This window comes from Candidatus Methylomirabilota bacterium, assembly GCA_035315345.1.
Taxonomy (GTDB): domain Bacteria; phylum Methylomirabilota; class Methylomirabilia; order Rokubacteriales; family CSP1-6; genus CAMLFJ01.
Genome location: DATFYA010000110.1, coordinates 1 through 24,828, shown reverse-complemented (window position 1 = coordinate 24,828; position 24,828 = coordinate 1). Strand labels below are relative to the sequence as shown.

Annotated in this window: 20 protein-coding genes; 10 read left to right on the top strand and 10 right to left on the bottom strand. The window is 70.8% G+C overall.

Annotated elements, in window-relative coordinates:
• The first annotated feature begins 4 nt into the window (after positions 1 to 4).
• Complete coding sequence (locus VKN16_15630) at positions 5 to 949, top strand: DMT family transporter (protein ID HME95637.1); 945 nt, start codon at positions 5 to 7, stop codon at positions 947 to 949.
• Here VKN16_15630 and VKN16_15625 read toward each other — a convergent pair.
• The 4 genes from VKN16_15625 to VKN16_15610 all read right to left on the bottom strand — a co-directional run bounded on the left by VKN16_15625 (position 907) and on the right by VKN16_15610 (position 4,594).
• Complete coding sequence (locus tag VKN16_15625; GenBank protein ID HME95636.1) at positions 907 to 1,167, bottom strand: hypothetical protein; 261 nt, start codon at positions 1,165 to 1,167, stop codon at positions 907 to 909. The genes VKN16_15630 and VKN16_15625 overlap by 43 nt on opposite strands.
• 20 nt (positions 1,168 to 1,187) lie before the next feature.
• Positions 1,188 to 2,096 (bottom strand): ABC transporter permease, encoded by a 909-nt coding sequence (locus VKN16_15620; GenBank protein HME95635.1) that lies wholly within the window; start codon positions 2,094 to 2,096, stop codon positions 1,188 to 1,190.
• Positions 2,062 to 2,988 carry an ABC transporter permease gene (locus VKN16_15615; protein HME95634.1) on the bottom strand — a complete coding sequence of 309 codons (927 nt, stop codon included), beginning with the start codon at positions 2,986 to 2,988 and terminating at the stop codon, positions 2,062 to 2,064. Before VKN16_15615 ends, VKN16_15620 begins: the two co-directional genes overlap by 35 nt.
• 61 nt (positions 2,989 to 3,049) lie before the next feature.
• The gene (locus VKN16_15610) at positions 3,050 to 4,594 is read right to left on the bottom strand and encodes an ABC transporter substrate-binding protein (protein HME95633.1); all 1,545 of its coding nucleotides are present in this window, start codon (positions 4,592 to 4,594) and stop codon (positions 3,050 to 3,052) included.
• Positions 4,595 to 4,738: 144 nt separating this feature from the next.
• Between VKN16_15610 and VKN16_15605 the strand changes: the two genes are divergently transcribed.
• Complete coding sequence (locus VKN16_15605; protein ID HME95632.1) at positions 4,739 to 5,926, top strand: FAD-binding oxidoreductase; 1,188 nt, start codon at positions 4,739 to 4,741, stop codon at positions 5,924 to 5,926.
• Positions 5,927 to 5,956: 30 nt separating this feature from the next.
• Here VKN16_15605 and VKN16_15600 read toward each other — a convergent pair whose 3' ends face one another.
• Together VKN16_15600 and VKN16_15595 are read right to left on the bottom strand one after the other, a co-directional pair.
• Positions 5,957 to 8,293: an adenylate/guanylate cyclase domain-containing protein gene (locus VKN16_15600; GenBank protein HME95631.1), complete on the bottom strand. Its 2,337-nt coding sequence runs from the start codon at positions 8,291 to 8,293 to the stop codon at positions 5,957 to 5,959.
• A 41-nt stretch (positions 8,294 to 8,334) separates the two neighbouring features.
• Entirely contained in the window at positions 8,335 to 8,742 is a 408-nt protein-coding gene (locus VKN16_15595) for a heme-binding protein (GenBank protein ID HME95630.1), read from the bottom strand.
• A 340-nt stretch (positions 8,743 to 9,082) separates the two neighbouring features.
• On the opposite strand from VKN16_15595, the gene VKN16_15590 reads away from it, so the two are divergent.
• The 3 genes from VKN16_15590 to VKN16_15580 all read left to right on the top strand — a co-directional run bounded on the left by VKN16_15590 (position 9,083) and on the right by VKN16_15580 (position 16,734).
• Positions 9,083 to 10,102 carry an MlaA family lipoprotein gene (locus tag VKN16_15590; GenBank protein ID HME95629.1) on the top strand — a complete coding sequence of 340 codons (1,020 nt, stop codon included), beginning with the start codon at positions 9,083 to 9,085 and terminating at the stop codon, positions 10,100 to 10,102.
• Between the two features lie 304 nt (positions 10,103 to 10,406).
• On the top strand, positions 10,407 to 15,005 hold the full coding sequence (locus VKN16_15585) for an adenosylcobalamin-dependent ribonucleoside-diphosphate reductase (protein ID HME95628.1): 4,599 nt from the start codon (positions 10,407 to 10,409) through the stop codon (positions 15,003 to 15,005).
• A gap of 106 nt (positions 15,006 to 15,111) precedes the next feature.
• The gene (locus VKN16_15580) at positions 15,112 to 16,734 is read left to right on the top strand and encodes a gamma-glutamyltransferase family protein (GenBank protein ID HME95627.1); all 1,623 of its coding nucleotides are present in this window, start codon (positions 15,112 to 15,114) and stop codon (positions 16,732 to 16,734) included.
• Here the strand turns inward: VKN16_15580 and VKN16_15575 are convergent.
• Complete coding sequence (locus VKN16_15575; GenBank protein ID HME95626.1) at positions 16,731 to 18,338, bottom strand: trypsin-like peptidase domain-containing protein; 1,608 nt, start codon at positions 18,336 to 18,338, stop codon at positions 16,731 to 16,733. The two genes, VKN16_15580 and VKN16_15575, sit on opposite strands and share 4 nt — an antisense overlap.
• A gap of 39 nt (positions 18,339 to 18,377) precedes the next feature.
• Between VKN16_15575 and VKN16_15570 the strand changes: the two genes are divergently transcribed.
• On the top strand, positions 18,378 to 18,770 hold the full coding sequence (locus tag VKN16_15570) for a cyclic nucleotide-binding domain-containing protein (GenBank protein ID HME95625.1): 393 nt from the start codon (positions 18,378 to 18,380) through the stop codon (positions 18,768 to 18,770).
• A 6-nt stretch (positions 18,771 to 18,776) separates the two neighbouring features.
• On the opposite strand, the gene lhgO is transcribed toward VKN16_15570, so the two are convergent.
• On the bottom strand, positions 18,777 to 19,994 hold the full coding sequence (gene lhgO / locus VKN16_15565) for an L-2-hydroxyglutarate oxidase (protein HME95624.1): 1,218 nt from the start codon (positions 19,992 to 19,994) through the stop codon (positions 18,777 to 18,779).
• Positions 19,995 to 20,010: 16 nt separating this feature from the next.
• Positions 20,011 to 20,790 (bottom strand): NAD(P)-dependent oxidoreductase, encoded by a 780-nt coding sequence (locus tag VKN16_15560; GenBank protein ID HME95623.1) that lies wholly within the window; start codon positions 20,788 to 20,790, stop codon positions 20,011 to 20,013.
• 83 nt (positions 20,791 to 20,873) lie between these two features.
• On the opposite strand from VKN16_15560, the gene VKN16_15555 reads away from it, so the two are divergent.
• Positions 20,874 to 21,644 carry an SDR family oxidoreductase gene (locus VKN16_15555; GenBank protein ID HME95622.1) on the top strand — a complete coding sequence of 257 codons (771 nt, stop codon included), beginning with the start codon at positions 20,874 to 20,876 and terminating at the stop codon, positions 21,642 to 21,644.
• A 6-nt stretch (positions 21,645 to 21,650) separates the two neighbouring features.
• Here VKN16_15555 and VKN16_15550 read toward each other — a convergent pair whose 3' ends face one another.
• On the bottom strand, positions 21,651 to 22,619 hold the full coding sequence (locus tag VKN16_15550; GenBank protein HME95621.1) for a Tim44 domain-containing protein: 969 nt from the start codon (positions 22,617 to 22,619) through the stop codon (positions 21,651 to 21,653).
• A gap of 116 nt (positions 22,620 to 22,735) precedes the next feature.
• On the opposite strand from VKN16_15550, the gene VKN16_15545 reads away from it, so the two are divergent.
• From VKN16_15545 to VKN16_15535, 3 genes are all read left to right on the top strand, one after another.
• Positions 22,736 to 23,770, top strand: a complete 1,035-nt coding sequence (locus VKN16_15545; GenBank protein ID HME95620.1) for a DUF6569 family protein — start codon at positions 22,736 to 22,738, stop codon at positions 23,768 to 23,770.
• 110 nt (positions 23,771 to 23,880) lie between these two features.
• On the top strand, positions 23,881 to 24,498 hold the full coding sequence (locus VKN16_15540) for a carboxymuconolactone decarboxylase family protein (protein HME95619.1): 618 nt from the start codon (positions 23,881 to 23,883) through the stop codon (positions 24,496 to 24,498).
• Positions 24,499 to 24,644: 146 nt separating this feature from the next.
• Positions 24,645 to 24,828, top strand: a 184-nt coding sequence (locus VKN16_15535; GenBank protein ID HME95618.1) for a hypothetical protein, incomplete at its 3' end; no start/stop codon positions are given.

Genomic DNA, 24,828 nt, shown 5'->3' with positions numbered 1-24,828 from the left:
TCCGGTGAGCACGGTGGGCGCGCTCGAGGCGGGCGAGCGCCGTCGCGGCCGGCTCCTGGTCGCGGCGGCCGCGGTGTGCTGGAGCGGCGGCGGGCTAATGGCGCGCCTGGTGGACACCGATCCGTGGACGACCGTGTTCTGGCGCGGGATTTTCTGCGCGAGCTTCCTCGCGGTGGTAACTGCGTTCCGGGAGCGCGCCGGCACCCCGCGCGTCCTCGCCGCGATGGGGGCCACCGGGCTCGGCGTTGCGGTCTGCTTCGCCATCGGGTCCACCTGCTTCATCATGGCGCTCGCCCGCACCGCGGTCGCCAACGTGCTGATCATCCAGAGCCTGAGCCCGTTCATGGCCGGCCTGCTCGGCTGGGCCTGGATGGGCGAGCGGGTCGCGGGCCGGACGTGGGCCGCGATGAGCGTCGCGCTGGTGGGCAGCGCGATCATGCTTTCGCGCTACGTCCATTCCACGCCGGCGGCCGGCTCGCTCAGCGGCGATCTCCTCGCCTTCACGGTGGCGCTGTCCTTCGCCAGCGCCATCGTGCTCCTGCGGCAAGGCCGGCAGGTCCAGATGCTGCCCGCGGCCGCGCTGGCCGCGCTGCTCACCGCGATCTTCGCCTCGCTCTCCGCCCGCCCCGCGACCGCGGACGCGCGTGACCTCGTGCTGCTGGCGATCTTCGGCGCGGGTCAGCTCGGACTCGGCATGATCCTGTTCACCACGGGCGCCCGCCGCATCCCGGTCGCGGAGGCGTCGCTCATCGCGGTGCTAGAGAGCGTGCTGGGCCCGGTGTGGGTGTGGCTCCTGCTGAGCGAGAATCCGGGACTGCCGTCGATCGTGGGCGGCCTGATCGTGCTCGCCGCGCTCGCCGGACACACCGCCGCCGACCTGCGGCTCGAGCGACGCGGCGCCGGCGCTCAGGCGGGATTGCGGAACCGCTCGTCCACCGGCACCCGATAGGCGTCGGCCATGCCCACCACCGGGACCAGTTCGCCGCGCATCGCCTCGCCCGGCGTGATCACCGGCTTGATGCTCTCCCAGGTCCGGCGCACGGTCGGCGGATGGTTGGCCAGCGCCTTGCAGAAATCGTTGATCCGGTCCGTCTTGCGCGTGGCGATGATGTCGTCGTAGACCGCGCGCGCCTCGGCGCTGGCCGCGTCCAGAGTGGTGAGGGGCATCGGAGCGGCTCCGTGTTCGCCTACTCGCCTCGAAGGGTCGGGTCCAGCACGTCGCGCAGCCAATCCCCGGTGCGGCTGACCACGATCGAGGTGACCATGAGCACGAGGCCCGGGAACGTCGAGATCCACCAGGCCGAGTCGAGGTACTCACGCCCCTCCTGCACCATGCCCCCCCAGGACGGGGTGGGCGGCTGGATCCCCAGGCCGAGGAAGGACAGCGTCGCCTCCAGCACGATCGCCCGGGCCAGCTCGAGGGTGGCGATGACCACGATGGAGGAGAGCACGTTGGGCAGCACGTGGCGCAGCACGATGCGCGCGAGCGAGCCGCCGAGGGCGTGGATGGACTCGACGAACTCCCGCGAGCGCACCACCAGCACCTGGGAGCGGAGGATCCGCGCGTAGGACACCCACCCGGAGAGCCCGATCACCACCACCAGGGTCGGGAAGCTCGGCCCCAGCACCGCGATGATCCCGATCGCGAGCAGGATGAACGGAAACGCCAGCTGCGCGTCGGCCAGGGTCATGATGATGCCGTCGAGCCGGCCACGGCTGAAGCCGGCGGCCAGGCCGGCCGCCGAGCCGATCACCCCGCCCACCACGACCGCCGCGAACCCGATCACCAGCGAGACCCGCGAGCCGTAGATCACCCGCGAGAGCACGTCACGCCCCAGGTGGTCGGTGCCGAGCACGTGCGCGCGGCCGTCGGTGCCGCTCCAGGTCGGCGGGTGAAGACGCCCGCGAAGGCTCTGGCGAACGGGATCCTGGGGCGCGAGCAGCGGCGCGGCCGCGGCCACCAGCAGGAGCGCGGCCACGAACCCCGCGCCCAGCAGCACCAGGACCGGCATCCGGCGCCGCCGGGCCTTCACCCGGACCGCCGGCGCGGGCAGGACCGCGTCAGCCGGCGCGGACGCGGGGATCGAGGACGCCATAGATCAGGTCCACGCAGAAGTTGATGAGGATGAACATCACGGCGGCCAGGAAGACGGTGCACTGCACCACCGCGTAATCCCGGTTGTAGATGGACTGCACCGCGAGCCGTCCGATGCCCGGCCAGGAGAACACGGTCTCGGTGACCACCGCGCCGCCCATCAGCGTGCCGAACTGCAGGCCGGTGATGGTGACGATCGGAATCGCCGCATTCTTCAGGGTGTGCTTGGCCACCACCAACACCTCGGCCAGGCCCTTGGCCCGCGCGGTGCGGATGTAGTCGGCGCGGAGCACCTCGAGCACCGCCGACCGCGTGAGCCGGGCGATCGAGGCCATCGTGAACGCGCCGAGGGTCAGCGCGGGCAGCACCAGGTTGCGCCAGTCCCCGCGGCCCGAGGTCGGGAAGAGATCGGCCTTCAGCGACAGCAGCAGGATGAACAGGATGCCGAGGAAGAAGGTCGGCGCCGATTGCCCGATCAAGGCGACGCCCATCGCCACGTGATCGATCACGGTGTTGCGGCGCATCGCGGAGAAGAGGCCCACCGGCACCGCCACGATCGCGGCGAGCACGAAGGCGGTGAGCCCCAGCTCGAGCGTGGCTCCCAGGTAGCCGCGCACGACGTCGAAGGCGGGCTCCCGGAAGTGGATCGAGCGGCCGAAGTCCCCGTGGGCGAGGTTGCCCAGGAAGATCGCGTACTGGGCAGGCAGCGGCTTGTCGAGCCCCAGCTCGCGGCGCACGCGCAGGATCTCGCTGTGCGGCGCGTCGGGCGGGAGGAGCAGCGGCACCGGATCCCCGGACAGGCGCATGACCACGAACACCACCGTCGAGACCAGCCAGAGCGCGATGAGGGCGCGGAAGAGACGGTGGCCGAGGAACGGAAGGAATCCGCGCAATGTCAATCCCTCCCCTCACCCTCTCCCGACGACCGGGAGAGGGCGGGGTGAGGGGGTCGGTTCAGGCGCGACGGAGCTTGAGGTTGAAGCGGCGCAGCTCGAACTGCTGGTTCGGGTTCGGCGTGAACTCCACGTACTTCTGCAGCCCGTAGTCCTCGTACGGCTGGATCACCGGCAGCCAGGGGAAGTTCTCCAGGAAGATCTTGGTCATCTCCTTGTAGGCCTGTCCACGGAACTTCTCGTCCACGCTGAAGCGCGCCGCGGCGCCCAGCTCGTCGAACTTGGCCTCGCGCCAGTAATCTTGAGGGCCGCCGGGCCCGAGAAGGCGCCACATCATGCCGTCCGGATCGCCGAGCGTGGAGGTGGGGTCCGACCAGAACACGCCCTTGAAGCTCTTCTCGCGATTCTTCTGGGCGCGCACCGAGTACTCGATGACCTCCACCTTCACGTTGACGCCCACGTCCTTCCACATGGCCGCGATGGCTTCCGACATCGCCTTGTCCTGCGCCACGTAGGCCACCGTGGTCTCGATGTAGACCTCTTCGTTCTTGTAGCCGGCCTTCTTGAGCCGCTCCTTCGCCTCCGCCGGGTTGTAGGCCAGGGGGGGCAGGCTCGTGTCGAAGTGGTTGTCCCCCTTCGCGATGGGCCCGCTCGGGACGACGCCGCGGCCTCGCCACAGCTCCTTGACGATCGCCTCGCGGTCGATGGCCAGCGAGAGCGCCTGCTTGACCAGCGGGTTGTCGAGCGGCGGCCGCTTGCTGTTCACCGCGAGCACGTACAGGCCCGCGTAGAGCGCGCCGGCCACCCGGGTGGAGGCGTTGCCGGCCACCCGCTCCCCCTGGTCGGGCGGCAGCTGGGTGATGACGTCGACCTCGCCCTTCAGCAGGGCCGCGATGCGCGGCGCGGTCTCCGGGATCGGCCGCATGATCCAGCGGTCCACGTCGATCTTGCCGCCCCAGTAGTCCGGATTGGCCTCGAGCACCGCGCGATCGTCCTTGACCCACGAGCCGAACTTCACCGGGCCGCTGCCCACCGGCTTGGCGTTGAAGGTGTCGTTGCCGACCGACTCCAGATACTTCTTGGGCACGATCTGGCCGCCGTAGAAGGCCAGCCGCGCGGGGAGGAGCGGATCCGGCTTCTTGGTGGTGATGACCACCGTCGACGGATCGGGCGTCTCGATCTTCTCGATGGTGGCCAGCGCGGTGGCGACCATGGTCTTGGCCGTCGGATCGTAGGTGCGCTCGATGCTGAACTTCACGTCGGCCGAGGTCAGCGGGTCGCCGTTGTGGAACTTGACGCCCTGGCGCAGCTTGAAGCGCCACGTGGTCTGCCCCTCGAGCTTCCACTCGGTGGCGAGCCCCGGGTAGAGCTTGCCGTCGGGATGGCGCGAGGTGAGGTTGTCGAAGAGGTTGAACGACACCCGGATGTCGTTCGAGGACGTGCTGAAGTGCGGATCGAACTTCGACACGTCTCCGCTCTGGGCGGTGATGAGCTCCTTCTTCTGGGTGGTCTGCGCCAGGGCCGGTCCGCTCGCGGTCAGGGGCACCGCGGCGGCGGCGCCGAGGGCGGCCGCGCCTTTGAGCAGGTCGCGTCGAGTCAGCTCCATGTGATGACTCCTCCTCAGTGTGATTGACGTCAGGTCTGCGTCTGGACTCCGCGTCGGACGGCGGGGGCCGCTCGCGGTGCGCCATTCTACAAGCCGGGTCGCGGGCTGGTCAAGGCCAGGCAAACATGCCAGAATCCTGGCGCCATGACCCCCACTGCGGACATCGTCATCATCGGCGGCGGAGCCAACGGCACCAGCACCGCCTTCCACCTCGCCGCCATGGGCGCCCGGCACGTGCGCCTGCTCGAGCGCCGGCATCTGGCCGCCGGCGCCACCGGCAAATCGGGCGCCCTGGTGCGCATGCACTACACCAACGAGCACGAGGCGCGCCTGGCGCTGGAGAGCCTGAAGATCTTCCGGGACTTCAAGGCCATCGTGGGCGGCGAGTGCGGCTTCGAGGCCCCGGGCTTCCTGCAGCTGGTCCCGCCCGGGTACGAGGCGGCCCTGCGCCGGAACCTGGCCCGCCAGCAGCGCCTCGGCATCGAGACGCGCGAGGTCTCGCGGGAGGACATCCGCACCCTCTTCCCCGAGTGCCGCACCGACGACATCGGCGCCGCCGCCTGGGAGCCCGGCTCGGGCTACGCCGATCCCAGCGCCACCGCGTACGGCTTCGCGGCGGCCGCTCAGCGTCTCGGGGTCACGGTCGAGACCGGCTGCGAGGTCACCCGCATCCTGACCGAGCGCGGCCGCGTCACCGGCGTCGAGACGGCGGGCGGGCGCGTGCAGGCCCCGGTGGTCGTGCTGGTCCCGGGCGCCTGGGCCCAGCCGCTGCTCGATCCGCTCGGGCTCGACTTCGGGCTGCAGCCGTTCCGCATCCAGGTATCGCTGTTCCGCTGGCCGGCCGCGCTCACCCGCAAGCATCCGGTGGTGATCGACGCGGGCCAGAAGGCGTGGATCCGCCCGGTGGACGGCTCGCTCACCCTCATCGGTGTGGAGCTGGGCGCCGCGTACGGCGGCGATCCGGACAAGCTGCACGAGGGGGTCGACGAGGGCTACGTGGCGCTCTGCCGCGAGCGGCTCGGCCACCGGCTACCCCTCTTCGCGGACTCCACCATGCGGGGCGGCTGGGCCGGCATGATCATGATGAGCCCGGACGGGCGGCCGATCATCGACCGGATCCCCTCCCTCGAGGGGCTGTACGTGATGCTGGGCGACTCCGGCACCTCGTTCAAGACCTCGCCGGCCATCGGCAAGTGCCTCGCCGAGTGGATCCTCGAGGGCCAGCCGCGCACCGCCGACCTGGCCCCCTTCGGCGCGCGCCGCTTCGCCGAAGGGCGCCCCTGGGTCGACGAGGACAACTACGGGCGCGAGCGCCTGACCATCTCACGCTGATCCGGCGCTCCGCGACGAGGGCCGGGCCCGCTACCGCAGGCGGTACAGGCGGAGCGGGGCGTCCACGTTCTTGAGGGCGCGGACGCCGAGGTCCTCCATCGCCACGTCGGCGGCCAGGCGCTGGCGCGTCGAGTCGCTGATCACCACCTCGCCGTCGCCGGCCTGCGCGGCCAGCCGGGCCGCGATGTTGGTGGTCATGCCCGACGCGGTGTAGGTCCAGCGCGTCCCCGCGCTGCCCTCGATCTTCGTCGCCCCCAGCAGGGCGGGCCCGGTGTTGACGCCCACGTGCATCGTGAGCGGATCGAAGCGGTCGGCCAGCTCGGCGCCGATCTCGGCGGCGCGCCGGTGGATGGCCCGCGCCGCGTCCACCGCCGCGCGGGCGTGATCGCCCTCGTGGAAGATCACCATCAGCCCGTCGCCCGCCGTCTCGTTGACATCGCCGCCGTGCTTGACGATCTCGTCGAGGAAGGCCCCGAAGTACCGCTCGACCAGGGCGGCGAGGTCGTCGGGGGCCAGCCGCGCGGACAGCCGGGTGTAGCCGCTGATGTCGGTGAAGACCACGGTGACGTCGGTCTCCCGCTTGTCGAGCGAGGGTGCCTCCGGCGATTCCTCGATGAGCTGGCGCACCCGGCGCGGCACGAACTTGGCGAGGCTGCCGCGGATCAGCAGGCTGCGCTCGAGCTGCTGCGCGTAGTCCAGCACCTGCCGGTGCGCCTCCGCATTGGCCACCGCCACCGCGGCCTGGTCGGCCAGCGTCTCGAGCATCTCGAGGTCCTCGCCGGTGTACGCGGCCTCCGAGCGCTTGGCCCCCAGCACCAGGAGCCCGCTGAGGCGCGTCTGAAAGCGCAGCGGCACCACCACCTCGGCGCCGAGGGCCTGGTAGGCAGCGATCGCGGCGGCGCCCGCGGCGGCGTAGCGTGGATCGGCGGCGAGCTGGTAGCGGGAGAGCGCCCCCGGCGCGACCTCGAGCGCGGTCAGCACGTCGCGGGGCAGCCCGTCCACCAGGAGGCGCGCGGTCCGCACGTGCATCGACGACTCGATGGTGGTGGTGAGCCGCTGCGTGATCTCGTCCAGGTCGAGCAGGCTCGACATCGACCGCGCCAGGCTGCGCATGGCCTGCGTGTAGTCGTAGCGCTCGCGGAAGAACGTGCGGTCGACCGCCCGGCGCACCCGCTCGCGCAGGGGGTTGAACAGCAGGACGACCAGGAACATGAAGCCGGCCGAGAACCACGGCGACCGGGTGAGGTCGGCCTGGGCAAGCAGGGCGTTGGCGCCCGCCAGGAGCAGCGCGTAGGCGCCGGTGATGAGTCCCGCGAGCCCGGTGTAGATCACCGAGCGCCGGATCACCACGGTGGCATCGAAGAGGCGATAGCGGACGGTCGCGTAGCCGATGGCGGCCGGGTACAGCAGTACCAGCGCCGAGCCGACCTGTGGATCCACCGGCGAGGCATAGAGGTGCTGCAGGGGCCAGAGCATCAGGGTGAGCCAGCCGCCGAGCCCGAGCGCGATACCCAGCAAGAGCACAGTCGTCTGCTGGTCGATGAGGGGCGAGGCGGCGCGCCGCTTGGTGTCCAGCAAGGCCCCCACCTTGATGGGGAACGACAGCGCGCTCAGCAGCGACAGCACCGCGGCCGATGCCGGGTAGATCCAGCCGTCGACCAGCAATCCGGGCGCGAGCCGTGCGATCAGGACGAACGAGCCGGCGCCCAGCAGGCCCAGCGCCACCGCCAGCCGGTAGAGCCGCGGGATCACCCGGTGCTGCTCGAGCCATCGCTCGCGATCGGGGTTGGCCGGATAGGTCAGGAAGAAGATCCACCCGTGGATGGACAGCAGCGGGGCGATCAGGCCGACGAGCGCCGCGGCGTAAGTGCGCGCGCCCAGCACCGCCTCCGGCACCGCCACGTTGCTGACGGCCCAGAGGCACATGTAGAGGAGGAAGCGGCGGTTGGGCGCCGCGGCCGGGTTCTGCACGTAGACCGCGGCGCCCACGCCCAGCATCACGAGCGAGACGAGGAAGTAGACGCCGAAGTGGTCGACGAGGCGGGTCCAGGTCAGCGGCCGCGGGGTGATCGCCACGCTCGACCGCTGGCCGGCGCGCTCGATCCCGTAGCCGACGGGGCCGCTCGCCTCGCGCACCCGCGCGGCGAGCGTGAGCGGAGATGCGCCATCGACGGCCACCACGCGGTCGCCCGGTTGCAGGCCGGCCGCGCGGGCCGCCGGGTCGACCGGGAAGACGCGAAAGTCGGGCGCGGCGAAGAACCCCGGATAGGGCCGGCCGGCCTCGCCGGCCAGGCCCAGCAGCAGTCCCAGGACCACCGCGAGGCTGACCGCGACCAGGAGCGAGAACCGGGAATCCCAGCGCGCCATTGCCCGTTACGACGAGCCCGAGGGCGGGCTCGTCACCGTACTCAGGCCAGCACGGCCGCGCCCGCGGCGGCGCACTCCTGGTCCTGCTCGCCGGTGCCGCCGCCACACCCGATCGCCCCGATCACGCGCCCCTTCACCACGATGGGCACCGCCCCGTGGCTGGGAAGGACCTGCCCCGACAGCACGCTGCCCACGTGCGTCCAGAAGGGCGCGCCCTTCGCCACGCGCTCGGCCAGGTCCGCGGTCGACATCCGGAAGCTCGCGGCCGCCATCGCCTTGGCCCGTGAGGTTTCCGGCGTGAAGAACCCGGTGCCGTCGCCCCGCGAGCACAGCACCAGCCGTCCCGCCTCGTCCACCACCGTGATCGTCATCGGGGTACCGAGGTCGTCGGCCTTCTCCCGCGCCGCGCGCGTCGCGCGCTCCGCCATCGCCAGCGTCAGCTCGATCATCGCCGGACCGCCTTTCTCGCTTCGCTCGGGAATCGTGCGACAGCGCCAGCATTGAATCCCGCCCCATCCGGGCCTGTCAACGTCGGCGCCGCGCGGTCTGCCGAGATCCGTCCACCATCCGGCTCGATGGGTGACAAAAACTCGTGCGCCACGTCAATAGGTGGGGCTGGTCGAGCGCGCCCACCGCAGGGAAAGTGCTTGTAACGATGGCGCTGCATACCCTATGCTGGCGCCTGATGCGCTCTGGCACTTGGATTGCTCCCAGGGTGCCGGGGCCGTCGACCCCCACCACCCCGGGACCATGATCCAGGCCAACCAACGATCGAAAGGACGAACGACGGTGCGTCTCGGATTCGGCATGCGACAGGCGGCGCTGTTGCTGGGAATCCTCGGTCTCGCGCTCGGCGGCTGCGGCACGATGTCGGGCGAGCTCCGCAGCGAGTCGATGATCGCGGCCACCCCCGCGGCCCCGGCCGACGCCCCCGACGCGAGCGAGCCCGTCGCCAATGCGCTGGCCCCCGACCCACAGCCGACCGGCGCGGTCGTGGAGCCGCACGCCGGCGAGCAATTGCTGACGCCAACCGTCGCGTTCTCCCCCGCGTCGTTCGCGCCGCTCCCCGACGACGCGCAGCCGTCCTTCATGGTCGCCTCGCTCATGCCGCTCATGGTGAGCCAGGCCACCGGCCCGCGGCTGGCGCAATCCCGCCCGGCCGAATCGGCCGCGCCGACGGAGGGCGTGCTCGAGGAGTACGACCCGTGGGAGCCGTTCAACGAGAAGATGTTCACGTTCAACTACAACATGGACCGGTACGTGCTGAAGCCGGTCGCGAAGGCCTACAACGTCGTGATGCCGGACCGGCTCCAGCAGATGATCGACAGCGGCTTCGACAATCTGCTGGTGGTCCCGCGGGTGGTGAACAATCTCTTGCAATGGCGGCCCAAGGGCGCCGGCGCCGAGCTGGGTCGATTCCTGATCAACAGCACGTTCGGTATCGGCGGCCTCTTCGACATCGCCAAGCAGGAGTTCGGGCTGCAGAAGACCCGGGTCGACTTCGGCCAGACCCTGGGTATCTGGGGCGTGAGCCCCGGTCCCTTCCTGGTGCTGCCCTTCCTGCCGCCCTTGACCGTGCGTGACGGCATCGGGACCGCGGTCGACGGGGCCATGGACCCGCTGAGCTACGTCCTGCCCTTCATCTGGACGCGCCTCGGAATGAAGATCGGCAACACGATCAACGACCGCGCCCTCAACCTGGACCTCTACCAGGGCTTCGAGGAAACCACGGTCGACATGTACAGCGCGGTGCGGAACGGCTACCTGCAGCGCCGCGAGAACCTGATCAAGTCTCAGCCGCCCTACTAGCCCGCGCGTCGCGTAGCATCCCGGCTCGCCGAGCCCGGGTCTCCTGGCCTCCTGCTGACGCATCGCAATGCAACTCCTGCCGCCTTTTTTTGTTGACACGCCTTCGACGACCGCAATATGTTGGGCTCCGTTTTGGTCGACACACTACATATGCACAAACCTTCACAGCGGCCAGCTTCGAGACCTGACGCTTCGGCGTCGCACCAACCCGCCTTCCCCATCTGAAGTGGTCCGTGTCGACTGATCGTGCCGTGGTCGTCGTTTCGCCTGCGCTTCCCAGCCGAAGCGCATTCAGGAGGAGTCCATGAGAGTCGCCCGCCGATTCACCAAGGAAGGCCAGAGTCCCTACGCGGGGATCCAGTTCGACCAGCGAGCCTCGGAGATCAAGAATCCCGACGGCTCCACGGTCTTCCGCCAGGAAGGGATCTCGGTGCCGTCCGGGTGGTCCGGGGTGGCCACGGACATCCTCGCCCAGAAGTACTTTCGCAAGTCGGGGGTGCCGCAGTATGCCGCCGACGGCAAGCCCCTGCTGGACCGGGAGGGCCGGCCGGTCCTGGGCGGTGAGCGGGACGCCCGGCAGGTCTTCCACCGGCTGGCCGGCTGCTGGATGCACTGGGGGGAGAAGTACGGCTACTTCGACACCCCGTCGGACGCCCGCGCCTTCTACGACGAGCTCTGCTACATGCTGGCCGCGCAGATCTCGGCCCCGAACTCGCCGCAGTGGTTCAACACCGGGCTGCACTATGCCTACGGCCTCACCGGCCCCGCCCAGGGCCACCACTACGTCGATCCGGATACGGGCATCCTGACCCGGGCCACCTCGGCCTACGAGCGCCCGCAGCCGCATGCCTGCCAGCCCTACCACGCGCTGGTGTCGACTCCCGACGGGCCGATGCCGATCGGGCAGATCGTGACCCACGCCCTGGTCGGGATGGAAGTCTACGACGGCCGCGACGAGGGCACCGGCACCACGCGGGTGGTCGCGGTGAAGGAGAACGGCGAGAAGCCGGTCTTTCGCATCGAGCTGAAGAACGGGGTGGCGGTCGAGGCGACCGGCGATCACCTCGTGTACGCGATCGTCAACGGCGTGGCCAGCTGGCGTCGGGTCGACGAGATCGAGCCGGGCTCGGCGCTGCGCCTGTCCACCCGCACCGACGTGCGCGCCGGCTCGCAGGAGCCCGACGTCGACGAGGCGGCTCTGGTCGGCTGGCTGCAAGGCGACGGGTTCGTCGGTCAGGACGGGCTCGGGACCGAGCACAGCCTCGCCGTCGAGTTCACCACCATCGACAAGGACGAGCTGGACTTCGTGGTCGAGCGGATCCACCGCGTCTTCGACGGCGTGCACTACCACGTCCGCTCGGTCGAGACGCGCACGCCGGGCCTCGACATCCACCGCGTCCGTCTCTACGGCGAGCGGCTACGCCCCTTCGTCGACAAGTACGGCCTGTTGCGGTCGAGCGCCGACCACGTGGTGCCTCCGGCGATCCTGCGCGCCGGCCGTCCGGCCCAGGCCGGCTACCTGCGCGCGCTGTTCCAGGCGCAGGGCTCGGTGCGGGTGCGCTCCTACTGGGCGCGGCTGGCCGACGTCACGCTGTCCTCGACCTCGGCGGGGCTCGCCCACGGCGTACAGGCCCTCCTGCTGAACCTCGGCATCTACTCACGGGTCGGGCGGGGCGCGGAGAGCCGCGAGAGCCGGCGCACCCCGTACGTCGTGTTCATCGCGCACGCCGAGCCGCGCGCCCGCTTCCGGGAGCTGATCGGCTTCGTGTCCGACGACAAGCGCCAGACCCTCGACACCGCGTGCTCGCCTCAGTTCGCGGGCCGGAGCCTCCCTGCGCTCAAGGACGAGACGGTGGTCCGGGTGGAGTGCGTGGGCGTGCAACCGGTCTACGACATGCAGACCGAGAGCGGGCAGTACCTCTCCAACAACGTCATCGTCCACAACTGCTTCATCCAGTCGGTGTCCGACGACCTGGTCAACGACGGCGGCATCATGGACCTCTGGACGCGCGAGGCCCGCATCTTCAAGTACGGCTCGGGCAGCGGCACCAACTTCTCGAGCCTGCGGGGCGAGAACGAGCCCCTCTCCGGCGGCGGCAAGTCCTCCGGCCTCATGTCCTTTCTCCGCATCGGCGACCGGGCCGCGGGCGCCATCAAGTCGGGCGGCACCACCCGCCGCGCGGCCAAGATGGTGATCCTCAACCTGGACCACCCCGACATCCTGAACTTCATCCGCTGGAAGGTGGTCGAGGAGCAGAAGGTGGCCGCGCTGGTGACCGGCTCGCGGCTGACCAGGCGGCGCCTGCAGGCCGTCCTCGGGGCCACCCGCACGCCCGCCGGGCTCGAGGCGGATCCCCGGAAGAATCCGATGCTGCGCGCGGCGGTGCGCGAGGCGCGGGCGGCGATGGTGCCCGACGGCTACATCCAGCGGGTGCTGCAGCTGGCCAGCCAGGGCGTGCGCGAGCTGGACTTCCCCGAGTACGACACCGACTGGGACAGCGAGGCCTACTACACCGTCTCCGGACAGAACTCCAACAACAGCGTCCGGGTGCCCAACTCGTTCTTCGACGTGCTGGCGCGGCGCGGTCAGTGGGAGCTGAGGCGACGGACCGACGGCAAGAGCGCCGGGACGCTCCCGGCCGAGCAGATCTGGGACGAGATCGCGCATGCGGCATGGGCCTGCGCCGACCCCGGCGTGCAGTACGACACCACGATCAACGAGTGGCACACCTGCCCCGAGGACGGGCGCATCAACGGCAGCAATCCGTGCTCGGAGTATCTCTTCCTCGACGACACCGCCTGCAACCTCGCCTCGATCAACCTGATCAAGTTCCTGCGCGAGGACGGCAGCTTCGACGTCGACGGCTTCCGGCACGCCTGCCGGCTGTGGACCACCGTGCTGGAGATCAGCGTGCTGATGGCCGCCTACCCCAGCGCCCCCATCGCCCAGCGGAGCTGGGACTTCCGCACGCTCGGCCTGGGCTACGCCAACATGGGCACGGTGCTGATGCGCCGGGGCATCCCGTATGACTCCGCGGAGGCCGCGGCGATCTGCGGGGCGGTCACCGCGATCATGTGCGGCGAGGCCTACGCGACCTCCGCGGAGATGGCCCGCGACCTGGGCCCGTTCCCCGGCTACGCCAAGAACCAGGCGCACATGCTGCGGGTCATGCGCAATCACCGGCGCGCCGCCTACAACACGGCCCCGTCCGAGTTCGAAGGCCTCAGCATCACCCCGACCGGGATCGACCCGGCTCACTGCCCGGCGCCGCTGCTGCAGGCCGCGCGCGAGACGTGGGACCGCGCGGTCGGCCTCGGCGAGCAGTTCGGCTACCGCAACGCCCAGGTCACGGTGCTGGCCCCCACCGGCACCATCGGGCTCGTCATGGATTGCGACACCACCGGCATCGAGCCGGACTTCTCGCTGGTCAAGTTCAAGAAGCTCGCGGGCGGCGGCTACTTCAAGATCATCAACCAGAGCCTGCCGGTCGCGCTGGAGACGGTGGGCTACTCCCCCCCCGAGGTCGAGGACATCGTGGCCTACTGCGTCGGGCGCAAGACCCTGCGCGACGCGCCCGCCATCAATCACGAGACGCTGCGGGCCAAGGGCTTCGACGAGGCGGGGCTCGAGCGGATCGAGGCGGCGGTAGAGACCGCCTTCGACATCTCCTTCGCCTTCAACGCGTGGACGCTCGGCGACGGCTACATCGCCGCGCAGCTCGGCATCAACGACGCGCAGCTGGGCGAGTGGAACGGCAACCTGCTCCGGGCCCTCGGCTTCACGTCCGCCGACATCGAGGCGGCCAACGACTACTGCTGCGGCACCATGACGGTGGAGGGGGCGCCGCACCTGCGGCCCGAGCACCTGGCGATCTTCGACTGCGCCAACCGCTGCGGCAAGCGGGGCACGCGCTTCATCGCCACCGAGGCCCACATCCGGATGATGGCGGCCGCGCAACCCTTCATCTCGGGAGCGATCAGCAAGACCATCAACATGCCGCAGGACGCGACCATCGAGGACGTGAAGTGGGCCTACGACCTCTCCTGGCGCGGCATGCTCAAGGCGGTCGCGCTCTACCGCGACGGCTCCAAGCTGTCGCAGCCGCTGAACTCCACCGCGGACGAGGACGACGAGAAGGCGGCGGCGGCTGACGTGGAGGCGGTGGCCGAGAAGATGACCGAGCGGGTGGTGACCCAGTACCTCCGCGAGCGGCATCGCCTGCCCGACCGGCGGAAGGGCTACACCCAGAAGGCGGTGGTGGGCGGGCACAAGGTCTACCTCCGCACCGGTGAATACGAGGACGGATCGGTCGGCGAGATCTTCCTCGACATGCACAAGGAGGGCGCCGCGTTCCGCTCCCTGATGAACTGCTTCGCGATCGCCATCTCGCTCGGCCTGCAGCACGGCGTGCCGCTCGAGGAGTTCGTGGACGCCTTCGTGTTCACGCGCTTCGAGCCCAACGGGATGGTCAAGGGCAACGACCGCATCAAGATGTCGACCTCGGTGATCGACTACGTCTTCCGCGAGCTGGCCATCACCTATCTCGGCCGCACCGATCTCTCCCACGTGCCCGAGGAGGACCTGCGGGCCGACGCCATCGGGACCAAGCCGGGCCAGGGCCCGGTGGCCGCTGCGGGGCCGGCCGCGGCGCCCCCCGCCGTCGTGCCGATTCCCGCGCCGACCGCGCGGCCGGCCCCCCCGCCGGTGACCGCGCGGGCCGCCGCTCCGATGAGCGGGGGCAGCGGGCCGGTGGCCGAGCTCAAGACGCTCTCCGCGTCCGAGATGGCCCGGCTGAAGGGCTACGAGGGCGATCCCTGTGGCGACTGCGGCCAGTTCACGATGGTCCGCAACGGCACGTGTCTCAAGTGCATCACCTGCGGAACGACCACCGGCTGCTCCTGACGTGACCGCCGGCCGGGCCCCGGGGCCGATCGCCCGGAGCCCGGCCGCGCGCCGCCGTTCATCCGCCGTTCGCCTCGCCCGCCTCAAACGGTATGATGGCTCGCCCATGACCCAGACCCGCTGGCCCGAGGCGCGCGCTCCCCGCGGCATGGTGGCGACGCCCCATCTCCTCGCCACCGAGTCCGGCGTCGCCGCCCTCCGCGCCGGCGGCAATGCCCTCGACGCGGCCATCGCGGCGGCCGCCACCATCGCGGTCGTGTACCCGCACATGAACGGGCTCGGCGGCGACAATCTCTGGCTGATCCACGACGCGCGGAGCCAGCGCCTGCGGGCGCTCACCGCGGTGGGCCGGGCGGCGCGTGCGGCCAGCATCGAGTGGTATGCGGAGCGCGGGATCTCCGGGGCGCTGCCCGCGCGGGGGGGTCCCGCCGCGCTCACGGTGCCGGCGGCGGTGGACGGCTGGTGGCAGGCGCACGAGTACAGCCGCTCGCGCATGAGCTCTCCGGTGGGATGGGCGGCCCTGCTGGCCGATGCGATCCACTACGCGCGAGAGGGGTTCTCCGCCTCCGACGGCCAGCGCACGCCGCCGCCTCGCGAGCCCGATCTCTTCGGCGAGCGAGCCCCCGAGGTGGTCCGCCGTAGCCTGTGGCCCCTCTACCATCCCGATGCGCTCCGGCGGGGGCCCCTCCGCCAGCGCGACCTGGCCCGGACCCTCGAAGCGATCCGCGACGGCGGCGCGGAGGCCTTCTATCGCGGCGACCTCGCCCGGCGGCTGGTGGCGGCCGCGGCCGCGGCGGGCAGCCCGCTGGCTGTCCAGGACCTGGCCGAGCATCGCTCGGACTGGGCGGAGCCGCTCCGCATCGCCTACGCGGAGGGCCAGGTGGCCACCACGCCGCCTCCCACGCAAGGCATCTCGGCCCTCGCGGTGCTCGGCATGACCGAGGGGTTCGACGTGGCCTCGCTGCTCGAGGCCGACTACATCCACCTGATGGTCGAGGCGACGAAGCTCGCCTTCGAGGACCGCGACCGCCATCTCACCGACCCCGCCTTCATGCGCGTGCCCGCGGCCGATCTGCTCGCGCCCGAGCGCCTCCGGTCGCGCGCCGGCCTGATCTCGCGTGAGCGCGTGCGCCGGGCCCAGTCCGCTGCCCCCGCCGGTGGCGACACCATTGCCCTGGTAACTGCCGACGAGCAGGGCAACGCCGTCTCGCTGATCCAGTCGCTCTACTTCACGTTCGGGTCGGGCCTGATGGCCGGCGATACCGGCGTGGTGCTCCAGAACCGCGGCTCGTTCTTCTCGCTGGATCCGGGGCACGTCAACGCGCTGGCGCCGGGCAAGCGGACGATGCACACGCTGATCCCCGCGATGTACCTCGAGGGCGGCCGGCCGCGCTTCGTCTACGGCACCATGGGGGGCGAGGGCCAGCCCCAGACCCAGGCCGCCATCCTCACGCGCCGGCTCTTCCGGCGGTTCGGGCCGCAAGCGGCGATCGAGGCGCCGCGATGGCTCTACGGCCGGACGTGGGGAACCGCGTCACGGGCGCTGAACCTGGAAGGACGGTACTCGACCGAGCTGGCGCGCAACCTCGAGGGTCGCGGCCACGAGGTGACGATGGGTGGGGAGTGGGACGATCTCTTCGGGCATGCCCACGGGATCTGGATCGCCCCGGAGGGCGGTTTCGTGGGCGGATCCGATCCTCGCGCCGACGGGGGCGCGCTGGGCTTCTAGACGTTGCCGCCGGCCAGCGCCTTGTAGAGCTCGACGCCGACCTGCGAGAGGTCGGAGCGGGTCTCGATGGGTAGCCCCGCGTTGGTCCACGCGCCGAGACCGCCCTTCAGGATCCGCACGTCCTTGAAGCCGATCTTCCGGAGATCACGAGCGACCTTCGCGCTCGTCTCCTCGTCGGGGCAGCTGCAATAGGCGACCACCGGCCGCGTCTTGTCGAGGTCGAGTCCGGCGAGGCTGTTGGCGAGATCCTCGGGCACCACCCGGATGGAGTCCTTGATCTTCAGCGGCAGCGCCTCGTACAGGTCGGTGCGGCGTGCGTCGAGAATGACCGGCGGGCTGCCACCCTCGGAGAGCCGGATGACCGCGGAGGGCTGGATCCGGTAGCGGTTCTTGTTCCACCGGTGCAGCCACTGTCCGCCGAAGCCGCCCGCGCTCAGCAGGGTCACCGCCACCGCCACCCAGAACCACGGGAACGGCTTCGGGCGCGGGTTCTTCAGCTGCTCCTTCGCCTCGACGATCATCCGGCGCACGTCGGGCAGGTTCGGGTGGAGCCGGTCCGCCTCCTCGAAGTGCTGCAGCGCGCCCGTGGCGTCGTCGGTGAAGAACTCGGCGAGGCCGGCGTACCAGACGTCGTTGAACTTGCTGCCCCCGTTGAGCTTGGCCGGCGTGTCCTTCACGAAGTCGGTGACCGCCGAGGACGGGATGACGAAGTTGAAGCCCTGCACGATCGAGCCCTCGGGTCCGGGGGCCAGCGAGACGAAGGTGAGCAGCCCGACCACGTTGCCACGGTCGTCCACCGCGGGGCCGCCCGAGTTGCCCCAGGCCGCGGGAGCGTCGGTCTGGATCACGGTGTTGTTGTTCCGGTCCTGCTTGAATCCCGACACCGCCCCGTTGGTGATCGAGGCTTCGATCATCGACGACTCGTTGAGCAGCTCGTGCGAGAGCACCACCCCGGGGAAGCCGATGATGTGGACGGGATCGCCGATCTGCACGGTGCGGATGTCCTTCAGCGCGAGCACCGGGAAATTCTCGCCCGGGATCTTGAGCAGGGCGAGGTCGCGGCCGGACATCTCGTTGACCGGCGGGCTGTACTTCTTGACCTCGGCCTTGAGCCGACCCTTGGCCGTGACCACGAAGACCTGCGGCTGCAGGTTGACCTTGGCGGTCGGGAGCACCGTGTCGAGGAGCTTCCGCTTGGCCGCCTCCTCCGACTCGGGGTTGTCGCCCGGCTGCAGCCCCTTCTTTTTCAAAACATCGGGCAGGCAGGCGGTGGTCACCGCGCGCTGGGCCTGCTGGTTGGCCAGCCAGCGGGGCGGCTCGTAGGCGGGCTGCACGACGTGGCCGTTGGTCATCAGCCATCCGTCGTGGGTGATCAGCCAGCCGGTGCCGGTCTCCCGGAAGACGGGCGGGGTGATCTTCCGGGATCCGGCCCCGCAGTCCAGCGTCACCTCGGACGCGACCTCGGCCACCACCAGGACGACCGCCGGCTTGGAGCGCAGGAGGGCTTCCTGGACCGGCAGGGACCGCTGGGCGAGGCCGGGAACGGGCAGTCCGATCGCCGCCGCCACAACAGCAGACACCAGCAGCGTCAGACGCAGTATCATGGGCCCACCGCGGCCATTCTACACTGAAGGCGGGAGCATATGAGTCGCCAGATCGCCGAAGTTCCCACGAGGACGTTCGAGCCCGGCACGGTCATCTTCCGCGAGGGCGACGACGCCAAGGGCGAGGCGTTCATGGTGCACGTGGGACGGGTGGAGATCCGCAAGCACATCGCCGGCGAGGAGCGTCTCCTGCGCACGCTCGCCAAGGGCGAATTGCTCGGGCACCTGGCGCTGTTCCGCAACGTCCCGCGCTCGGCCTCGGCGATCGCCGCCGACGCGGTCACCCTCATGGTCATCTCGGCGAACCGCCTCGATCACCTGGTGCGGGCGAATTCGGCGCTCGCGGTCGCGCTCATCCGCGACCTCGCCGCGATGCTGCTGTCCGCGGAGGATCGCCTGCGCGAGGTCGAGAACAAGCTGACGAAGCAGTAGGACGGCTCAGGCCCGCGCGAGCCCGAAGGACTCCGCCGCGAGGGCCGCCACGTGGCGGCCGATCGCCAGCGACGCGGTGGCCGCGGGCGACGGCGCGTTGACCACGTGCACCGCCCCCGGCGTCACGCTGATCTTGAAGTCGTCCACCAGCGAGCCGTCGGGCGCCACCGCCTGCGCGCGCACCCCGGCCCCGCCGCGCTCGAGGTCGGCGGTCGCGATGTCGGGCACCAGCTTCTGCAGCGAGCGCACGAACGCCGCCTTGCTCGCCGAGCGGTACATCTCGTAGGCGCCCACCCGCCAGTACTTGCGGGCCATGTGCCAGAAACCGCTATAGCCCAGCGTGCCCGCGAGCTCGCCCGCCTTCACGGTGCCGAGGCGGTAGCCCTCGCGCGCGAAGGCGAGCACCGCGTTCGGGCCCGCCTCCACGTCGCCGTGGATGGTGCGGGTGAAGTGGACGCCCAGGAACGGGAACTCGGGATCCGGCACCGGATAGATCAGGCCGCGCACGATCGAGCGCCGCTCCGGTCGCAGCATGTAGTACTCGCCGCGGAACGGGATGATGCGCACCTCCGGCGTCGCGCCGGTGAGGGCGGCCACCCGGTCGGAGTGGAGCCCGCCGCAGTTGACGAGGTGGCGCGCCTCCACCGGGCCGCGGCCGGTCTCGAGCACGAGGCCGCTCCCCTGCCGGCGGATCGCGGTGACCCGCGCGCCGGTGAGGATCTGCGCGCCGCGCTGCTGGATCAGCTCGGCCATCTTGGCCGCCACCTGCACGTAGTCCACGATGCCGGTCTCGGGCACGTGGATCGCGCGCACCGCGCGGCAGTTCGGCTCGTACTCGCGCACCTCCGCGGCTGAGAGCATCTTGAGGCCGCTCAGGCCGTTGGCCTGCCCGCGCTCGTAGATGGTCTGGAGCCGGGGCAGCTCGGCCTCGTCGGTGGCCACGATGACCTTGCCGCAGCCCTCCCACTTGATCCCGTGCGTGTCGCAGAACTGCTTCATGCGGCGGGCGCCGTCCACGCAGGTGCGCGCCTTCAGCGAGCCGGGCTTGTAGTAGATGCCGGAGTGGATGACGCCGCTGTTGTGACCGGTCTGGTGGCCGGCCAGCTGCGGCTCCTTCTCCAGCAGGATCAGCCGAAGGCGCGGATGCGCCTCGGTCAGGGCCAGCGCGGTGGCGAGGCCGACGATGCCGCCCCCGATGATCGCGAGGTCTCCGGACTGGGTCACGGCCGCCAGAATACCATCAGGGTCCGGCCTCCGGGGAGCCCCGGTGGTCCTCGGCGCGGTCTTCGGGCACGAAGCCCACCACCGCCCGGGCGTGCTCGATGTCGCGGTAGCTCCACTGGTTGTCGGAGGTGACGAAGAAGACGTCGAAGCGCAGGCCATCGGGCGCGAGCAGACAGCGCTCGATCATCTGGGCGATGTCGCGCCGGCTGCACCACACCGAGAATTCTCGCGGCCTCACCGGCCGGTCCTCGGCGCTCACGTGGCCGATGCGCAGGCAGATCATGGACATGGCGGTGGTGTCGGCGTAGTGACGGGCGAGCGCCTCGCCCCAGACCTTGCTGCAGCCGTAGAGCCCGTTCGGGCGCAGGGGCGACTCGTGGGTGAGGACCGGCCACTCGGCGACCTCGTCGTAGCGGCCGGCGGCCAGCGCCGCGTAGGGCGCGTCGCGCTCGATGCTGCTGACCGTCGCGCCGCTGCTCGCGTAGATCACGCGCTTGACCCCGGCGCGCCGGGCCGCCTCGAAGACGTTGTAGGTGCCGATCACGTTGTCGCGCAGCACCGCGTCCCACTCCCCGCGGTTGTCGGCGCTCGCCACGTGCGCGGCGAGGTGCACCACCGCGTCGACGTCGCGGAAGGCGGGAGCGATCGCGTCGAGGTCGGCGATGTCGGCCTGGTGGCAATCCACCCCGGGCAGCGGCCGTCGATTCAGGGCGCGCAGAACGAAGCGCCCCTCGAGGCGGCGGCGCGTCGCCTCCCCGATGAGCCCGCTCATCCCGGTGATCAGCACTCGTCGCATCGCGACGACCATATCACGAGGGCGGCGCGCCTTGACCGCGCCCCGCCCGCCCCGCTACTATCCGCGACCGGGAGGACATCGCCATGCTCGATCTCGGTCTCACCGGCAAGGTCGCCATCGTCACCGGAGGCAGCGAAGGGCTCGGCCGCGCCGCCGCGCTGCGGCTGGCCGCGGAGGGCGCGCGCGTCGTGATCTGCGCGCGCCGCAAGGACGTGCTCGAGCGCGCCGCGGAGACGATTCGCCAGGCGACCGGCGTCCAGGTCCTGGCCCATCCCGCCGACGTGACCCGGGCCGCCGACGTGGAGGCGGTGGTGAACGCCACGCTCGCCGCTCACGGGGGGATCGACATCCTGATCAACAACGCGGGTACGTCTTCCGCGGGCCCCTTCGAGCAAGTAGACGACGCGACGTGGGAGGCCGACATCCAGGTCAAGCTGATCGCGGCCATCCGCTTCTGCCGTCTCGTCATCCCCCACATGAAGACGCGCGGGGGCGGACGCATCGTGAACGTGACCACGGTGGGGGGCAAGACTCCGGCGGCCCGCGCGCTCCCCACCAGCGTCACCCGAGCCGCGGGCATCAACCTGACCAAGTCGCTGGCCAACGAGTACGCGCCGGACCGCATCCTCGTGAACACGATCTGCCTGGGCCTCGTGAAGAGCGCGCAGTGGGAGCGCCGGGCCAAGGGCGATCTGGAGGGCTACTACCGCGAGGTGGCCAAGCGGGTGCCGGTGGGGCGCGTGGGCGAGGCCGAGGAGTTCGCGGATCTCGCCGCGTTCCTCTGCTCCGCCCGCGCCGCCTACATCACCGGGACCGCCATCAACTTCGACGGCGGGATGTCGGCCTCGTTCTAGTCCGGGCTACGCCTGCTGGATCGCGCTGAGCCGGAAGGGGTTCGGCCCCACCGGTCGCACCAGCGTCCAGTACTCCTCGAACTTCACCGGCTCGGTCCGGCTGCCCTCGAGCACGCGCGCGCCGGTCTCGTCGGTGGTGTAGTCGAGCAGGCTCGCCAGGAAGTGCACCGTGACGTAGTCCTGCCCGCTCTCCTGCCACACCTCGGTGACCTCGGCCGACCGCACCGCGATGTTCTCCAGCCGGTTGATCTTGCGCTCCGCCCGCAGCCGGTCGCAGTCGCGTTGCAGGAGCGTCTGCATCTCCGGGGTCAGCACCGACGAGGCGGACGCCATGTCGCGCGCCGTCCATGCGCCCTGCACCTTGAAGAAGATGTCCGAGGCCGTCTCCGCGACGGCGCGCGGATCGAAGCCCGCGTCCATCTGGCGGACGTGGCCCAGCCCGCGCTCCAGATCGGACGGCCCGGCCGGCGGCTCCAGCACCGCGGTCTCCGCCCGACCGGAGGGCGGCGCGTCGTACCGGGACGCCGAGGAGCCGCCGTACCCGCCGCTGCCGTAACCGGCGGCCATCGCGTAGCCGGAACGCTCGGGCGCCTGCCGGCGCCGCATGTAGGAGATCGCGAGCCAGGCCAGACCCGCGATGATCAGGATCTCGAGCAGCCCGATGCCGCCGCCGGGGACGCCGCCGAAGAAGAGGCTGCCCAGCAGGCCGCCCAGCAGGAGGCCGCCGAACATCCCGCCCATCATGCCGCCCCAGCCCGGACGCGGCTGCGGCGCGGGTGACTGGTGGACCGGGGGCGAGGAGGGCTGACTCGGCGAGACGGGGCTCGACGGCGGCTTGGCCGGCGAGGAATAGCTGCGGGAGCCGCGGCTTCCGCCCGAGCTTCCCCCGCCCGCGCGCGCCCACGCCTCGCTCGCGAGCAGGAGCGGACACAGGGTCAGGACCAGCAGAACGGCCATCGCCGCGGTTCGCTTCATCGGATGACTCCTCAAGGGGCATGACTCCTCATGGGATCTCGGTCGTCCGCGGTCAGTATACGCGATCGCCGGAACTTTCCGCGGAGAGCCCGGTCTAAGCGGGCAAGGAGGACGCCATGAATCCACTGCGACGCTCGTTCCTGAAGCTCCTCGGCGGAGCCGCCCTGTCCGTGCCCGCCGAGGCCTTCGCCGAGCCGATCCGCATCCTGCCCGATGGCGACGCGCTCAAGCCCGCTCCGGTGGCCGGCCGGACGAGCCCCGACCTGCAGCGCATGCTCGCCGGCCTCGTTCCGGGACCGTCGATGACCCAGAACGCGCTCGCCGCGATCTGGCTCCAGGCTCCGGAGGGCGCGAGCCGTGCCACCACTCGGATCGTCACGCTCGACGAGGCGCGCGCCGCCTCCGCGCTCACGGTGACCGAGCGGGCGCAGGCCAGCGTGCCCGAGCTGATCGCCGACAATCGCGGCAAGTCGTACGTGCTGCTGCTGGCTGGCGAGATCCTGATCGGGGGCAAGCAGAACCGCGTGCTGCGCGAGGACCTGCTGCTGCCCCCGCTGAGCGGGCCCCGCAATGTGGGGGTGTACTGCGTCGAGCAGGGCCGCTGGAACGAGGGGCGAAAGGACTTCGAGAGCCGGAGCAGCGTGGTGCAGCCGAGCGTCCGCTCCGAGGTCTTGGGCAACGCCTCGCAGTCGCGCATCTGGTCCGGCGTCGCCGCCGCCTCGCGCGATCTCCGCGCGCCCTCGCCCACCGGCAGCTATCAGGCGATCTACGACAAGCCCGAGGTCCGCGCGCACCTCGACGCCGCCAGCCGCCGGCTGGATCCGGCGGGCGTGCCGCGCGCGCGGGGCGCCGCCATCTTCGTGGGACCCCGGCTCGCGGGTATCGACGCCTTCGACTCCCCGGACCTCTTCGCCCGCGAGTGGCCGAAGCTGCTGCGGGCCTACGCGCTGGACGCCTACGGATCCGCCGGCAGCTGGGACGAGCCGGCCGCGCGGAAGCGCGTCGAGAGCGTGCTGCGAGGCGCGGCCCGGGTGGAGGGCGGCCTGCGGGGCAACGCGGGGGTCGGGCAGCTCTTCGAATTCGGGGTGGAGCGAAGCCGGGGGGCCGCGCTGCTCTTCGAGGGCGCGGTCGTTCACCTGGCGATCTTGTGACCGGCGCGCTCGCTTGACCGTCGGACGCGCCCACGTATGATGCGGCCTCGCGGCGACTCGCACGCGGGCCCGGCCCACCGCGGACGCATCGCCCGGAAAGGAAGTGCGCGATGGCGGCGAGACTACCGTATCTCGATCGGTCGCAGGTCGGGCCCGAGATCCAGGCGATCTACGACGGGCTCCAGCAGGCGTCCGGACGGGTGCTGAACATCTATCGGCTGATGGCCCATCACGCGCGGTCGCTGCCCGCATTCCTGGGCTGGTACCCGCGGCTTCGCGAAGGGCCGCTCGACCTGCGCCTGCGCTATCTGGCGTACGTGCGCGCCTCGCAGCTCAACCGCTGCCGCTACTGCGTCACCCACAATGGGGCGGCCGCCCGCCGCGCCGGGGCGTCGAAGGAGCAGCTGGACGCGCTCGCCGAGTATCGGACGAGCTCGCTCTTCTCGGAGGCCGAGCGGCTCGCCTTGCAGTACACGGAGGAGATGACCACGCGCGTGCAGGTCGATCCGGCGCTGGTCGAGCGGCTTCGCGCGCTTCTCAATCCCGAGGCGGTCGTGCAGCTCACGCTGACCGTCGCCGCCGCCAACTTCACGAACCGGTTCAACGAAGCGCTCGGCACCGAGCTCGAGTTCGAGGAGGTCCGTCGTGAGTGCCCTCCCGGCCAGATCCATGGTTGCACGGCGCACGCGAGTCATGTCCGGTCTCTGACGGGCCTGTCGCCGCGCTGACGAGCCCGGCCGTCGCATCACCGAAACATCACCCGCGATTCCGGAGGCTTCGGGCGCATCACCCGTGGCACGTCGTATGCCGACAAGGGGCCAATCGCCGCCCGCCGGACCGCCACGAGCCGGGCGGATCAGAAAAGGAGCAGGACATGGCCCCGACCGAGGATGTGCTGGCCGACTACGTGGAGCGGCTCTTCGAGAAGGCGTCGCTGTTGAGCCTCGCGGTGACCGACGGATCGATCCGGCCGGACGCGAGCCGGCTGGCGCACCTCCAGTCGCTGGCCACGGAGCTCGAGTTCGGGCTCGGCATGGTGCACGACCGCCTCACCGAGC

What these genes read in the sequence shown, in the direction of transcription:
- VKN16_15625 (HME95636.1), bottom strand. Translation starts at nt 1,167, where the DNA reads ATGCCCCTCACCACTCTGGACGCGGCCAGCGCCGAGGCGCGCGCGGTC.
- VKN16_15620 (HME95635.1), bottom strand. Translation starts at nt 2,096, where the DNA reads ATGGCGTCCTCGATCCCCGCGTCCGCGCCGGCTGACGCGGTCCTGCCC.
- VKN16_15610 (HME95633.1), bottom strand. Translation starts at nt 4,594, where the DNA reads ATGGAGCTGACTCGACGCGACCTGCTCAAAGGCGCGGCCGCCCTCGGC.
- VKN16_15605 (HME95632.1), top strand. Translation starts at nt 4,739, where the DNA reads ATGACCCCCACTGCGGACATCGTCATCATCGGCGGCGGAGCCAACGGC.
- VKN16_15600 (HME95631.1), bottom strand. Translation starts at nt 8,293, where the DNA reads ATGGCGCGCTGGGATTCCCGGTTCTCGCTCCTGGTCGCGGTCAGCCTC.
- VKN16_15595 (HME95630.1), bottom strand. Translation starts at nt 8,742, where the DNA reads ATGATCGAGCTGACGCTGGCGATGGCGGAGCGCGCGACGCGCGCGGCG.
- VKN16_15585 (HME95628.1), top strand. Translation starts at nt 10,407, where the DNA reads ATGAGAGTCGCCCGCCGATTCACCAAGGAAGGCCAGAGTCCCTACGCG.
- VKN16_15580 (HME95627.1), top strand. Translation starts at nt 15,112, where the DNA reads ATGACCCAGACCCGCTGGCCCGAGGCGCGCGCTCCCCGCGGCATGGTG.
- VKN16_15575 (HME95626.1), bottom strand. Translation starts at nt 18,338, where the DNA reads ATGATACTGCGTCTGACGCTGCTGGTGTCTGCTGTTGTGGCGGCGGCG.
- VKN16_15570 (HME95625.1), top strand. Translation starts at nt 18,378, where the DNA reads ATGAGTCGCCAGATCGCCGAAGTTCCCACGAGGACGTTCGAGCCCGGC.
- VKN16_15560 (HME95623.1), bottom strand. Translation starts at nt 20,790, where the DNA reads ATGCGACGAGTGCTGATCACCGGGATGAGCGGGCTCATCGGGGAGGCG.
- VKN16_15555 (HME95622.1), top strand. Translation starts at nt 20,874, where the DNA reads ATGCTCGATCTCGGTCTCACCGGCAAGGTCGCCATCGTCACCGGAGGC.
- VKN16_15550 (HME95621.1), bottom strand. Translation starts at nt 22,619, where the DNA reads ATGAAGCGAACCGCGGCGATGGCCGTTCTGCTGGTCCTGACCCTGTGT.
- VKN16_15545 (HME95620.1), top strand. Translation starts at nt 22,736, where the DNA reads ATGAATCCACTGCGACGCTCGTTCCTGAAGCTCCTCGGCGGAGCCGCC.
- VKN16_15540 (HME95619.1), top strand. Translation starts at nt 23,881, where the DNA reads ATGGCGGCGAGACTACCGTATCTCGATCGGTCGCAGGTCGGGCCCGAG.